This window comes from Bradyrhizobium sp. USDA 3315 (assembly GCF_054056795.1).
Genome location: NZ_JBSRYP010000001.1, coordinates 6,506,710 through 6,519,320 on the forward strand (window position 1 = coordinate 6,506,710; position 12,611 = coordinate 6,519,320).

Annotated in this window: 12 protein-coding genes; 4 read left to right on the plus strand and 8 right to left on the minus strand. The window is 65.9% G+C overall.

The features are described from left to right. Positions 1-29 precede the first annotated feature (29 nt). Positions 30-908 carry a DMT family transporter gene (locus ACVIYL_RS30445; RefSeq protein WP_253608394.1) on the plus strand — a complete coding sequence of 293 codons (879 nt, stop codon included), beginning with the start codon at positions 30-32 and terminating at the stop codon, positions 906-908. On the opposite strand, the gene ACVIYL_RS30450 is transcribed toward ACVIYL_RS30445, so the two are convergent. After that, positions 909-1,100 (minus strand): hypothetical protein, encoded by a 192-nt coding sequence (locus tag ACVIYL_RS30450; RefSeq protein ID WP_028333848.1) that lies wholly within the window; start codon positions 1,098-1,100, stop codon positions 909-911. It lies immediately after the preceding gene. Between the two features lie 174 nt (positions 1,101-1,274). Here ACVIYL_RS30450 and ACVIYL_RS30455 point away from each other — a divergent pair, with 174 nt between their 5' ends. Next, positions 1,275-2,531, plus strand: a complete 1,257-nt coding sequence (locus tag ACVIYL_RS30455) for an adenylate/guanylate cyclase domain-containing protein (protein WP_253608395.1) — start codon at positions 1,275-1,277, stop codon at positions 2,529-2,531. Positions 2,532-2,638: 107 nt separating this feature from the next. Here ACVIYL_RS30455 and ACVIYL_RS30460 read toward each other — a convergent pair whose 3' ends face one another. The 4 genes from ACVIYL_RS30460 to ACVIYL_RS30475 form a co-directional block, all read right to left on the minus strand. Next, positions 2,639-3,880, minus strand: coding sequence for an MFS transporter (locus ACVIYL_RS30460; protein ID WP_057020872.1), 1,242 nt, complete (start codon positions 3,878-3,880; stop codon positions 2,639-2,641). 142 nt (positions 3,881-4,022) lie between these two features. Continuing rightward, positions 4,023-5,777 (minus strand): flotillin family protein, encoded by a 1,755-nt coding sequence (locus ACVIYL_RS30465; RefSeq protein WP_092078048.1) that lies wholly within the window; start codon positions 5,775-5,777, stop codon positions 4,023-4,025. Positions 5,778-5,780: 3 nt separating this feature from the next. Further along, positions 5,781-6,443 carry an OB-fold-containig protein gene (locus tag ACVIYL_RS30470; RefSeq protein WP_253608396.1) on the minus strand — a complete coding sequence of 221 codons (663 nt, stop codon included), beginning with the start codon at positions 6,441-6,443 and terminating at the stop codon, positions 5,781-5,783. Continuing rightward, positions 6,440-7,570 carry a PspA/IM30 family protein gene (locus tag ACVIYL_RS30475; protein ID WP_253608397.1) on the minus strand — a complete coding sequence of 377 codons (1,131 nt, stop codon included), beginning with the start codon at positions 7,568-7,570 and terminating at the stop codon, positions 6,440-6,442. Before ACVIYL_RS30475 ends, ACVIYL_RS30470 begins: the two co-directional genes overlap by 4 nt. 121 nt (positions 7,571-7,691) lie before the next feature. Here ACVIYL_RS30475 and ACVIYL_RS30480 point away from each other — a divergent pair, with 121 nt between their 5' ends. Beyond that, positions 7,692-9,068, plus strand: a complete 1,377-nt coding sequence (locus tag ACVIYL_RS30480) for an Nramp family divalent metal transporter (RefSeq protein WP_253608398.1) — start codon at positions 7,692-7,694, stop codon at positions 9,066-9,068. Here ACVIYL_RS30480 and ACVIYL_RS30485 read toward each other — a convergent pair. From ACVIYL_RS30485 to hemB, 3 genes are all read right to left on the minus strand, one after another. Further along, positions 9,065-9,841, minus strand: a complete 777-nt coding sequence (locus ACVIYL_RS30485) for an arginyltransferase (RefSeq protein ID WP_028340961.1) — start codon at positions 9,839-9,841, stop codon at positions 9,065-9,067. The genes ACVIYL_RS30480 and ACVIYL_RS30485 overlap by 4 nt on opposite strands. Before the next feature lie 86 nt (positions 9,842-9,927). Next, positions 9,928-10,485 (minus strand): RDD family protein, encoded by a 558-nt coding sequence (locus ACVIYL_RS30490; RefSeq protein ID WP_092078031.1) that lies wholly within the window; start codon positions 10,483-10,485, stop codon positions 9,928-9,930. 186 nt (positions 10,486-10,671) lie between these two features. Continuing rightward, entirely contained in the window at positions 10,672-11,736 is a 1,065-nt protein-coding gene (gene hemB, locus ACVIYL_RS30495; protein ID WP_253608399.1) for a porphobilinogen synthase, read from the minus strand. Between the two features lie 197 nt (positions 11,737-11,933). Between hemB and ACVIYL_RS30500 the strand changes: the two genes are divergently transcribed. Beyond that, a complete protein-coding gene (locus ACVIYL_RS30500; protein ID WP_016845013.1) occupies positions 11,934-12,395 on the plus strand; it encodes a DUF6163 family protein in 462 nt (153 codons plus the stop codon). Positions 12,396-12,611 lie beyond the last annotated feature (216 nt).

Consider the following 12,611-nt stretch of genomic DNA (forward strand, 5'->3'; position numbering starts at 1 on the left):
AAACGAACCGAAAACGCATGGGGATCGGGATGGGCGAGTGGATCGGCGTTGCGATTGCACTGGTCTCGAGCTGCCTCGGCGGCACCGCCGCGGCGATCACGCGTTATCTGGCGGGCAATGCCGACCCGATCACGCTGGCGATCCTGCGCTGGGCGATCGGCTTTCTCTGCGTGCTACCGGCCGCGGTCCTGCTCGGCGCGAAGTGGCCGCGACGCGCGGATTGGCCGGCGGTCGCGGCGCTCGGCGTCGCCTTCTTCGGCGTGTTCTTCGTGCTCTATAATCTCGCGATGTCCTACACGACGGCGGCGCGCGCCAGCCTGGCGCTGGCGACCTTGCCGCTCTCCACCATGGTGGTCGGCGCCATGCTCGGCATCGAGCCGCTGACGATGCGCAAATCGATCGGGGTCTCGATCGCGGTGCTCGGCGTGGCGGCGGCGCTGGCATCCGGGCTGGCGGCGGCGCCAGTCGGTGCATGGCGCGGCGAACTGATCATGGCCGCCGCGGTGCTCTGCATGGCCTTCTACAACGTGCTGTCGCGGCCGTTCATCCGCCGCTCCAGCGCGCTCGGTTTCCTTGCCGTCGGCATGGGCGCCGGCGCGGCGGCGCTGGTGGCGGTGGGATCGTTCACTGACAGTCTGGCGACAATGCGCGAGTTCGGCACGTCGCAATGGATCGCGGGACTCTATCTCGGCATAGCCGGCGGCGCGCTGGCTTTCATCCTGTGGGTGCTGGCGCTCGAGCGGGCCTCGCCGACCCGCGTCGCCAACACCATGACGGTCAATCCGATCGCTGCCGGGCTGCTTGCGAAGCAATTGGTCGGCGAGCCGATCACGGCCAATCTGGTCGTCGGCCTGATCGCGGTCTTCGCCGGGATCTGGATCGCGACCTCGGAAACCAAATCGGGCTGATCAGCTGCGCGGGGCGGCAGGCGTGGCCGCCGGCGGGGCAGGCGAGTGTGTCGGCTTCAGCGTGCCGGCGTAGAACGACAGGACGAACACCAGGATGAGACCGACAAGATAGACCCCATAGGATTGCGGCGGGGTGATCGCCCATTGCATGAGGCGTCGGATCGGGTTTGGCGGGCCAGCGTCGTTGTCCATGCGCTGTTGTGCGCGAAGGGGTGGACAAAAGGAAGCGGAATCGGCGCCATTCGGCGGCCGTGTTCCGCGCGAAATGGTGAGGCGGGCGGCCTTGCAATGCCGCATTGGCGTTCGCATCTGTCACGCGACCACCAACCCTTCCTCCCGCACCAATTGCCCGGCATAATCCAGCTTATGGAACTGACGCCCCGTTTGCGCCTCATGAATTGGCTGGTCCGCCAGGGTTTGACGGGCCTGCCGGAAAACGACCTGCTGCGCGGTTTCTGCGAGCGCTGCCGGGCGGCCGGCATGCCGCTGTCGCGGGCAATCGTCTTCATCGATACGCTGCATCCGATCTTCGAGGGACGCGGTTTCCGCTGGAACGACGGCGAGAGCAACGAGGCCGACATCTTCGAATACGGCTCGACCAGCACCGGCGAAGCCAGCCAGACCTGGCGGCGGTCGGCCTTCTATCACATGCTCGAAAACGGCCATGACGAGATAGTGATTGATCTCGCCGACACCTCGCACGATTTCTCGATGATCGGCGAGCTGGCCGAGAAGGGCCACAAGCATTTCGCCGCCTTCGTGCATCGCTTCGGCGAGGCCGGCACGATCGGCGAGATGGACTGCTTCTACTCCTACTACACCACCCGCCATTCGGATGGGTTCGACGAGAACCACATGGCGGCGTTGCGCGACCTGGTGCCGGTGCTCGGGCTCGCGATCAAATCGGCCGCCCAGGTTGAGATCGCCCGCACGCTCGGACGGGTCTATCTCGGCCGTGACACCGCGGAGCAGGTGCTGCGCGGGCGCATGCAGCGCGGCATCACCGAGAAGATCAAGGCCGTGCTGTGGTACTCCGACGTGCGCGGCTCCACCGCGATCAGCGAACGGATCGGCCCGGACGAGATCATTCCGTTCCTCAACGATTATGCGCAGGCCTCGATCGACGCGATCCATGACGCCGGCGGCGAGGTGCTGAAGCTGATCGGCGACGGCGTGCTGGCGATGTTCACCGGAGAGAACGTGGCAGGCGCCAAGCGAGCGGCGCTGCGGGCCGAGCACAGATTCCGGCATAACATCCGCGTGCTGAACGATCGCCGCGAGAACGAGGGCCGGCCGACCACCACGGCCTATGTCGGGCTCCATGTCGGCCAGGTGTTCTACGGCAATATCGGCAGCGAGGACCGGCTGGATTTCACGGTGGTCGGGCCCGCCGTCAACGAGGTCAGCCGGATCGCATCGATGTGCGCCTCGGTCGACCGCGAACTATTGACCTCGACCGATTTCCGCACCGGGCTCGACGTCGCCGGCCGCAACTATCTGGTCTCCACCGGCCGCTTCGTGCTGCGCGGCATCGGCCATGCACAGGATCTATACACGCTGGATCCGGCGATTGCCGCCGACGAGGTCGTCGGCGGCAAATACGAGCGGTACCTGGCGAGCTAGACCTTCCCGTCATTGCGAGGAGCGAAGCGACGAAGCAATCCATCCCTCCGCAAGTGGAGACATGGATTGCTTCGCTTCGCTCGCAATGACGTGGGTGGAGAGTCCGTTCAGCACCGCGCGGGTTCGCCGACCATGTCGGGCTGGCGCGTCAGCGACACCGCGGGCGACATCAGGATCACCAGCGCCTGGGCGGCGAAGATCGCGGCCGCGAGATAGAGGCAGGCTTCGGCGCCGTAGAGGCCGCCGACGACCGCGCCGAGCGCGGAGCCGAGCGGGCGCGCGCCGTAGCTCATGATGTTGATCGCCGAGACGCGCCCGAGCAGCGAGGGCGGCGTCACCGACTGCCGCAGCGTGGTGGTCGAGATCACCCACAGGATCGGGCCGACGCCGAGCAGGAAGAAGCTGAGGCCCGCGAGCAGCGGCGTCGCAATCCAGGTCGTCAGCGCCATCACGGCCGCGGCGACGAAGCCGGTGACCGGGCCGAGCCCGATCACGGTGCCGAACGCCAGCCGCTTCATCACGCGGGTCGCGAACAGCGCACCGACCACCATGCCGACGCCGTACATCGCAAGCGTGGTGCCGACGCCGGTGGCGCTGAGCCCGAGATGGCGCACCGCATAGGGCACGAACACGGCGAGCAGCAGGAACGACGCGGTGTTGAAGATGAACTGGGTAATGAACACCGGCCGCAGCAAGGCGTGGTGCATCACGAAGGCCGCGCCTTCCTTGATGTCCTGCAACGGATGGCGCCGCGGGGCAGGCTGCCGCGCCGGCTCGTAGATGCCGGCGAGCAGCACGACCGCGATCGCCGACAATGCCGCGGCGAAGCCGAATGCGGGCGCGGCCCCGACCCAGCCGACCAGCACGCCGCCGAGCGCGGGGCCGCTGGCGAACGCGACGGTACGCGCGAGCTCGATGCGGGCGTTCGCCGCCGGCAATTGCTGTGACGTCACCAGCGAAGGGACCAGCGCCGGCGCAGCGACGCTGTAGGCGACCGTGCCGCAGACCGCGATGAAGCCGAGCAAAGCGAGCAGCGGCAGCGTCATCAGGCCGAGCCACAAGAGCAGCAGGATCGCGGCAAGCGCGGCCGCGCGCAGCGCTTCGGAGCCCGCCATCACCCAGCGCCGCGACACGCGGTCGGCGAGCAGGCCGGCGGGAATCGCAAACAGGATGAAGGGCAGCGTCAGCGCGGTCTGCAACAGGCCGGTCTGGCCTTCGCCGACGCCGAGCAGCAGCACGGCGACGATCGGCGCAGCCGCAAGCGCAATCTGTTCGGCCGATTGCGCGGCGAGGTTGGACCAGGCCAGGCGGTTGAAGGTGGCCGGCAGACGAGGCGTATCGGCAGACATGACGGAATCCTTGATCATTCGACTGCCCATAGTGTGTGGTTGGAAGAGGCCCGATCCCACCCGTTTCCCGATAACGCCAAAAGCAGAAGCCCGCCGAAGGGGATCGACGGGCTCTTCCAGAGTCAGACTTGGCTGAAAGCCGTCACTGCGGTTTGGGAGCAGGCGCCAGTTGGCCCGTAATGGTGCCGACCAGCGCGGTTGGCGCGCTTTCGATGCCCACCGTCGGTGTTTCGGCGACCTCGGCCTTGCGCTGCGCCAGCGCGCTGGTCAGGCTGGTGAGCGCGTCGGCTCCGGCCGGGAAGCCGGCCTCCGAGAGGATCTTGTCGATCATCGGCTTGAATGCCGAGACCGACAGCAATTGCGCGGCGAGGCCGTCGCCGAGCCCGAGGCCGCCATTGCCGTTGGCGTGGCCGTTGGCGCCGCCGCGGCCGAGCATGCTGCCGGTGTCGAAGATCCGGATGTCGGAGATCTTCTCGATCGGCTTCACCGCCTCGGCGAGAGCGCTCGGGATCACGTTGATCCGCGCGAGGTTGAGATCGTAGGCGATCATGTCGGCGCTCAGTCTGTTGCGCGCCTCCGCCTTCATGGTCGCGACCTCGGCTTCGGCCTGGCCGAGCGCCTTGACGCCGGCAGCGCGGGTGGTGGCAGCCGCCGCATCGGCCTTGGCCAGCACGTTGGTGGCTTCCGCCTTGTTGGCGGCGGCCTGGCGTTCGGCCTCGGCCATCACCGTGATCGGCATCGCGTCGGTCTCGGCCGCCTTGCGCGCCGCGATCACGTTGATGATCTTGTCGCGCTCGGCGATCTCGGTGGCGCGGGCGGTGGTGACCTTTTCCTCGGCGGCGATCGCGACGGCACGCGCGGTCTCGGCGATGGTCTGGGCTTCCGACTGCTCCTTGCTCTTGGCCGCGACCGCGATCGCGCTTTCCTGCGCCACGATCTGAAGGTCGCGCTCCATCTCGGTGTTGCGGCGCTTGACCGCGAGATCGGCCTCGATCTTGCGGGTGTCGCGGGCCTGGTTGGCCTCGGTCTGCTTGTTGGCGACCGCGAGCTCCTGCTGGATGCGGTATTCGGCCTCGTTCTGCAGCGCGGTCTGTTCGACCTGCGCCGTCTGCGCGCGCATCGCGGCGGTCTTGTTGGCGATGTCGCGCTGCTGGGCGAGCTCGGCCTCGCGTTTGGTGCTTTCGATCGTCAGCGTGGTCTGCCGCGCCACCAGGTCCTGCTGGGCGATGTTGACCTCGGTGGTGCGGACGATCTGGTTGCGCTCCTGCTCACGCTCCTTGGTGATCTTGGTCAGCGTGGTGAGACCATGCGCATCGAAGAAATTGCTCGGGTTGAAGTGCTTGATGTCGCTCTGGTCGAGCTTCGTCAGCGACACCGATTCAAGCTCGAGACCGTTGTTCTGGATGTCGGCGCCGACCGCGTCCTGCACCGCCTTGACGAAGGTGGCGCGCTGCTCCTGCAATTCCTCGAGGTTCATGGTCGCGGCGACCGAGCGCAGGCCATCGACGAACTTGGCCTCGACCAGCTCGCGCAGCTCGGCCGCGTCATTGGTGCGGTTGCCGAGCGTCTGCGCGGCGAGCGCGATCGACGACGAGTCGGGTTTGACCCGCAGGTAGAACTCGGCGCCGATGTCGACGCGCATGCGGTCCTTGGTGATCAGCGAGTCCGGGCCGCCGCGCGCGACCTCGAGCCGTAGCGTTTTCAGGTTCACCGCGGCGGTGGAGTGGAAGATCGGCAGCACGAGCGAGCCGCCGTCGAGCACCACCTTCTGGCCGCCGAGGCCGGTGCGGACATAGGCCTCGTCGCGCGTCGAGCGTTTGTAGAGCTTTGCGAACAGGAGACCGATAACGAGGATGACGATGACGCCAATAACGACGGGTACAGCAAGTTCCCACATGTGTTATGCCCTGTTGGAAGATCGTTGTTGTTCGACGAGGTCGGCTGGAGCGGCAATCGCGATGAAGCCCTTGGCATCGCGATCGACCAGCAGCACGCTGGCGCCGACCGGCAATGCCTCGGACTCCGCGCTGGCACGCGCCGACACGGTGTGCCAGTTGCCGAAGACATCCTTGAGACGGACCCGGCCGGGCAGGCCCTGATCGAGCGGGCCGACCGACACGGTTGCGACCTTGCCGACAAAGTCGCTGTCGTTGACCGCATAGCTCTCGTCGCGCGGAATGATGCGGGCGAGGCCACGGCTGGTATTTCTGATCACGGGGATGCTGCCTGCGGCAGCAACCACCGCGGCAAGCGAGACCGGGATGGCGGTGCCTGCGGCGTGCGCCAGTCCCTGAAGCAGGAAGCCTCCGATCGAGAAGATGCCGAGGATCAGGATGATCAGGATCAGGAGGGGAAGCCGCCCGGCGTTGATCCAGAGAAACAGGCCACTGAGAGCATTGTGGCTCTCGGCCTCGACCGCGAAATCCTTGCCGATCAATTCGCTGATCGAAAGTCCGACCATGGTGCTGAGCAGTTCGATACCGCCAAGTGCCATCATGATCGCAGCCGCGACCGCGAAGGGCCGCACGTCGGGGGCGAGCAGAATGTCGCCAACTGCACTCATTTTTCTGACTTGATCCTTTCAAGCCGCGCCGCGATTTCCTTCTCGCGATGCAGGCGATCGAGTTCGTCAAGCTCCTTGTCGCCGAGCACGCTGGAGGCGGGAACACCGGTGACCCGGGCGATCGCCGCCATGGCGCGCTCAGCACTCAATGTATTGGTCGCGGATGGGCCCCGGCTGGTTTCGTCCTGGGCCTCGCGGATCAGGCTTTGTTCGAGATCGGCCAAGCGCGTCTCCGCCTCGCGGCGCGCGCCGAGCATGGCCTGCAGCGCCTTGGTCTGCTCGTCGATTTCGAGCTCGATAAAATCCATCGCGCGTTCCAGCGCGATCACCTGCGACTCCAGATCAATTTGCCGTGCGACGCCGGCGCGCGCGAGATCCTCGCGATTTTCCGCAAGTGCGAGACGAATCTTCTCGTTCAGACCAGCCGTTTCGGTATCCAGTTCTTCGCGCCGCTTCTTCAGGCGGAATTCTTCGGCGCGCGACTTGCCGAGCGCGTAGCGCGCCTCGTCGGCGCCGGCGTCGATCTCGCGGATCGCCTGTTTGACCAGCGCGACCTTGTTGTTGTTCTCGACATTGTCGATGGTCTGGCTCGCGATGGCGGCAAGAAGCCGGCCCATGCGCGCAAGGATGCCTTCGTGAAGCATGGTCTTCTCCTCCGGTTGTGCTGATTTCGATTTGACGGCGATGTGGATTTCGTAGCCGCGTCCATCCGAGATCAAATGCGCCGGGAAGGGGCTTTCCCAGCCCGAGACATATCCCGGCACATCGAACGGCACCAAGACGCGTCCGCTAACAGTGCTAATGGTCAGTGAAGTTGGGCCCTTGATCGCAAACAACTTGTCGTCGAGCGGTATCCGGCGGACGGCGGCGCCTGCGATGTAATTGGCACGGTCGCGCAGGCCGAGCGTCACCAGCCGTGCGGGGAGGCCGGTCTCCTTGCGGATCTTCTCGTAGGCCTGGGCGTGCAGCGAGACGAGGTTGGCGCCGACGGGGGCGACCTCGGTGAGGATCGCCATCATCCGGTCATAGGCCGCAAAGGTCGCCTCGATCGCCTCGATGCCTGAAGGGTCAGGGGCGAGGGCGTAACGCAGGGTTGCGGTCGGCGTCTCGACGGGCAGCTTGATCATACATGTAACGTAAAGCACTTCCTCAGTGCTTTACAAGCAGGACGGCTGATATCATTTTCGTGAGCCTAGATGCAGTTGCAAATGAGTTGCAATAACGGGACAGATCGGCCATCCTTGTCGGATGGATGCTAGGACCCCTGAACTGTCTTCCGTTTCCGTTCCCAATTCCGTGCCAGGCGGCGGCTGGCGGGGCGATGCCGGACATGTGCGCAGCCTACCGGAGGTGAATGCGACCGTCGCGGTGCCGTCAGGCGGCCTGTGGTGGCGGCGGCTGCTGGCGTTCGCCGGGCCGGGCTATCTGGTTTCGGTCGGCTACATGGACCCCGGCAACTGGGCCACCGACCTCGCGGGCGGATCGAAGTTTGGCTACACGCTGCTGTCGGTCATCCTGCTCTCCAACCTGATGGCGATCCTGCTGCAGGCGCTCGCAGCACGGCTAGGCATCGCCACCGACCGCGATCTGGCCCAAGCCTGCCGCGCGACCTACTCGCGCCCGGTGAATTTGCTGCTGTGGCTTGCCTGCGAGGCCGCGATCATCGCCTGCGACCTCGCCGAGGTGATTGGCACCGCGATCGCGCTCAAGCTGCTGTTCGGCATTCCCCTGATCGGCGGCGCGCTGCTGGCGGCGCTGGATGCGTTCCTGCTGCTGCTCCTGATGAATCGCGGCTTCCGCTTCCTCGAGGCCTTCGTCATCGCGCTCTTGATCGTCATCGCGGTCTGCTTCGTCGTCCAGATCGCGGCCGCCGCGCCGCCGGTGGCCGCCGTGCTCGGCGGCTTCATCCCGTCGCGCGAGATCGTCACCAATCCGGAGATGCTGTACATCGCGATCGGCATCATCGGCGCCACCGTGATGCCGCATAACCTCTATCTGCACTCCTCGATCGTGCAGACGCGTGCCTATCCGCGCACTGAGGAGGGACGGCGCGACGCGATCAAATGGGCGACCACCGATTCCACCATCGCGCTGATGCTGGCGCTGTTCGTCAATGCCGCGATCCTGGTGCTGGCGGCCGCGACCTTCCACAAGAGCGGCCATTCCGATGTCGCCGAGATCGACCAGGCGTTCGAGCTGCTGTCGCCGCTGCTCGGCCTCGGCATCGCCTCGACGCTGTTTGCCGTGGCGCTGCTCGCCTCCGGCCTCAACTCGACGGTGACGGCGACGCTGGCCGGCCAGATCGTGATGCAGGGCTTCCTCGACCTCAAGCTGCCCGACTGGCTGCAGCGGCTGGTGACCCGCGGCATCGCGATCGTCCCTGTCATCGTGGTCGCCGCGCTCTATGGCGAGAGCGGCACGGCGCAGCTGCTGGTGTTCAGCCAGGTCGTGCTGTCGATGCAGCTGCCGTTCGCGGTGATCCCGCTGGTGCGGTTCGTGTCCGACAAACGCAAGATGGGCGCGTTCGCGATCTCACGCCCCGTCGCGGTGGCGGCGTGGATCGTCGCCGGGTTGATCGTGGTCCTGAACGTGAAGCTGCTGATCGATACGTTCTTCGGCAGCTAGTCCTGCGGCTCGGCGAGCACCTCGCCTGATGCGTCGACGCGCAGCCAGCCCGACGGCGCGAGCCGCTGCTGCGGCAGGAAACGGCCCTTGTAGTCCATCTTCTTGGAGCCCTCGATCCAGTACCCGAGATAGACGTAAGGAAGGCCCTGCCGGCGGGCTCGGGCGATATGGTCGAGGATCATGAAGGTGCCGAGCGAGCGCGCCTCCAGCCCCGGCTCGAAGAACGAATAGACCATCGACAGCCCGTCGCTGAGCACGTCGGTCAGCGCCACCGCCATCAGCTCGTCGCCGCGACCGGTGATGGCGCTGTCGGCATTGCGCTTGCGGTACTCGATGATCCGGGTCTCGACATGGCTGTCCTCGACCATCATCGCGTAGTCGAGCACGGTCATGTCGGCCATCCCGCCGTTGCGGTGGCGGCGGTCGAGATAGGCCCGGAACACCGAATATTGCTCCGAGGTCGGCACTGCGGTGCGCTGCTCGCCGATGACGTCGGCGTTGCGGGCCAGCACCTTGCGGAAGTTGCGGGAGGGGCGGAATTCGTTGGCGATCACCCGGACCGAGACGCAGGCCCGGCACTGGTCGCAGGCCGGGCGGTAGGCGATCGACTGGCTGCGGCGGAAGCCGCCATGGGTCAGCAAGTCGTTGAGATCGCCCGCTTTGTCGCCGACCAGGTGCGTGAAAACCTTCCGCTCATGTCGGCCCGGCAAATACGGGCAGGGCGACGGCGCCGTCAAATAGAACTGAGGAGTATCACGCGAATGCTGGGTCACGTCAGATCGTCGGGCTCCACAAACAATACAGGCAGCCGAGTTAACATCGCCCCCCTGAGGCTAACGGTCAATTGGTTTAGGCGGGCCTAATAGGAGGTCCGCGCGGCCGGGGCGACCGGGGTCCGGACCGAGCTGTTGATAATGACGGTTCCGAGGATGATGTCGTGCAGCAGCCGGCGGCGGCCGTTGAGCAGCCCGATCAGGAGCACCAGCGGCGACAGGAACGAGATCGTCACCCAGAACAGCACCGCATGGGTGGCGCCGAGCACGAAATAGCCGCGCGCGCCGTACCAGGTCCGCAGTTCCAGATCCATCATGCGCATGCCGATGGTGGCCGAGTGCTGCCCGCCGATCGAGGCGCCGTAATAGACGATCGCCCAGACGATCGAGGCCGGCGAGACCAGCCAGAACAGCGCCCAGCCGAGACCGAGCGTGACGAGGCCGAACACCGCGATGAAAATCACCGCCAGGATCACCGGCACCGACAGCACGAACAGGTCGATCAGGAACGCAAAGACACGGCGCGTCAGCACGCCGCGGAACAGGTCCGGCTGCATCATTGGGTCGAACGCATGCGGAGGAACGCCGCCGTCGTTGCGCCAGGCCTCATTGCGCCAGGTGCCGCCGTCATTGCCGTAGGACATGACCAGCCTCCGATGAAAGTCCCGCGCAGGACATGGGAACAGGAGGCTAGTTCGCCAAGCCTGCGCGAACATTAACTAGCCGAAATATTCCGGCGATTCGGGGGCTGGATCGAGCGGTTCTACCTTCACGCCGTCATTGCGAGCGGAGCGAAGCGATCCACTTGTCGCAATAACGGGCGGCGGCCGTCAGCTCTCCGCCTTGATCCTTTCGGCGGCCTTCGGCGCGAAATAGGTGAGGATGCCGTCGGCGCCGGCGCGCTTGAAGCCGACCAGGCTCTCCATCATCGCGCGCTCGCCGTCGATCCAGCCATTGGCGGCGGCGCCCGCGATCATCGCGTACTCGCCGGACACCTGGTACACGAAGGTCGGCATCGCGAAATGGTCCTTCACGCGGCGGACGATGTCGAGATAGGGCATGCCGGGCTTCACCATCACCATGTCGGCGCCCTCGGCGATGTCGAGCTCGACCTCGCGCAGCGCCTCGTCGGAATTGGCGCTGTCCATCTGATAGGTGCGCTTGTCGCCGGTTAGCGTCTTGGCCGAGCCGATCGCGTCGCGGAACGGGCCGTAGAAAGCGGAGGCGTATTTCGCCGCATAGGACATGATTTGCACGTCGCCGAAGCCGCTGTCGTCGAGCGCCTCGCGGATCGCACCGATCCGGCCGTCCATCATGTCCGACGGCGCGATCACGTCGCAGCCGGCCTCGGCCTGGGTCAGCGCCTGCTTCACCAGCACTGCGACGGTCTCGTCGTTGAGGATCCTGCCGTCCTCGATCAGCCCGTCATGGCCGTGGCTGGTGAAGGGATCGAGCGCGACGTCGCAGAGCACGCCGATGTCGGGAAATTCCTTCTTGATCGCGCGCACCGCCTGGCAGACCAGATTGTCGGGATTGAGCGCCTCCGAGCCCTGCTCGTCGCGCAGCGACGGCTCGGTGAACGGGAACAGCGCGATGCAGGGGATGTTGAGCTTTGCCGCGCGCTCGGCGTCGCGGACGATCTGGTCGACGGTGAGCCGGTCGACGCCGGGCATCGAGGCCACCGGCGTGCGGGTGTTGTGGCCATCGACCACGAACATCGGCCAGATCAGGTCGTTGGTGGTCAGCACGTTCTCGCGCACCAGGCGGCGCGCCCATTCCGACTTGCGGTTGCGCCGCATCCGGATCGTGAGGTCGAGCGAGGGGGAGGCGAGGGCGTCAGTCTGGCGCCGCGGCGCATCGCGCAGTTCGATCGGGCGCCCGAATTTGATCGCCATGTTGTCTTCTCCTCGACGGACGGCTGGTCTGGACCTGATATAAGTCCGGTTCTAGCACCTGTCAGGGCCGCCGTCATTGCGCCGCTATTGCATCCGTGGCGCCCTTGATTTGCCGCAACGGCAATTGATTTTGCGTCCCCGGCGGGCCAAGACTGCGCCCATGAACCCCATTTTGCAGCCGCTCTGCGGCGATTCGGATGTCTGACACCTCTGCACGCGATCAGGCGCGGGACAATGCCATCTCGGTGAGCGCGATCTCGTCCGACCGGATCGAGCCGGACGACAATGCGTGGACGCGGCGCCTCGTCATCTTCCTGCGCATCATGGCTGTCGTCTCGGTCGCCAAGGGCCTCTATCACTGGGCCCAGGTAACCGGCTTCGTCGGCGGCGAGGAGGAGGCCTTCGAGAACCAGTCGATGGCCTGGCAGACCGCCACGATCTATTTCGCCGTCATAGAGCTCGTCGCCGCCGTCGGGCTCTGGCTCGCGACGCCCTGGGGCGCCGTGGTGTGGCTGACCACCGTGGTGTCGATGGCGGTCATCGAGCTGATGTTTCCCGGCATCTATGGCGGCAGTCTCACCGTGGTCGGGCTCGAGGCGCTGATGCTCGCCGCCTATCTCGCGCTGGCCTGGATGTCGGCGCGCGAACGCCCGCCATAGGCCGGCGTGCAGCGCTGGCCTGATGCACTGTTGCCCCGTGGCGACAGCGCCACGAATAGCCGGCCGCGGCCGGCAATATTTGCCAGCCGTGCGCGCAACGAGAAGACAGCTCTGCTGGTTCTGATAGGTGGGTGCCGACAGATCGCATCCGTTTGAGACACTCCCTTGCGGGACCGTCTCTACGGGACCTGCCGTCGGGGCCCATTTCACCGGACC

Excerpts from the sequence above, each read along its gene's own strand:
- hemB (WP_253608399.1), bottom strand. The coding sequence starts at position 11,736 with ATGGCGATCAAATTCGGGCGCCCGATCGAACTGCGCGATGCGCCGCGG.
- ACVIYL_RS30460 (WP_057020872.1), bottom strand. The coding sequence starts at position 3,880 with ATGTCTGCCGATACGCCTCGTCTGCCGGCCACCTTCAACCGCCTGGCC.
- ACVIYL_RS30500 (WP_016845013.1), top strand. The coding sequence starts at position 11,934 with ATGTCTGACACCTCTGCACGCGATCAGGCGCGGGACAATGCCATCTCG.
- ACVIYL_RS30455 (WP_253608395.1), top strand. The coding sequence starts at position 1,275 with ATGGAACTGACGCCCCGTTTGCGCCTCATGAATTGGCTGGTCCGCCAG.
- ACVIYL_RS30480 (WP_253608398.1), top strand. The coding sequence starts at position 7,692 with ATGGATGCTAGGACCCCTGAACTGTCTTCCGTTTCCGTTCCCAATTCC.
- ACVIYL_RS30445 (WP_253608394.1), top strand. The coding sequence starts at position 30 with ATGGGCGAGTGGATCGGCGTTGCGATTGCACTGGTCTCGAGCTGCCTC.
- ACVIYL_RS30465 (WP_092078048.1), bottom strand. The coding sequence starts at position 5,777 with ATGTGGGAACTTGCTGTACCCGTCGTTATTGGCGTCATCGTCATCCTC.
- ACVIYL_RS30490 (WP_092078031.1), bottom strand. The coding sequence starts at position 10,485 with ATGTCCTACGGCAATGACGGCGGCACCTGGCGCAATGAGGCCTGGCGC.
- ACVIYL_RS30450 (WP_028333848.1), bottom strand. The coding sequence starts at position 1,100 with ATGGACAACGACGCTGGCCCGCCAAACCCGATCCGACGCCTCATGCAA.
- ACVIYL_RS30475 (WP_253608397.1), bottom strand. The coding sequence starts at position 7,570 with ATGATCAAGCTGCCCGTCGAGACGCCGACCGCAACCCTGCGTTACGCC.
- ACVIYL_RS30470 (WP_253608396.1), bottom strand. The coding sequence starts at position 6,443 with ATGAGTGCAGTTGGCGACATTCTGCTCGCCCCCGACGTGCGGCCCTTC.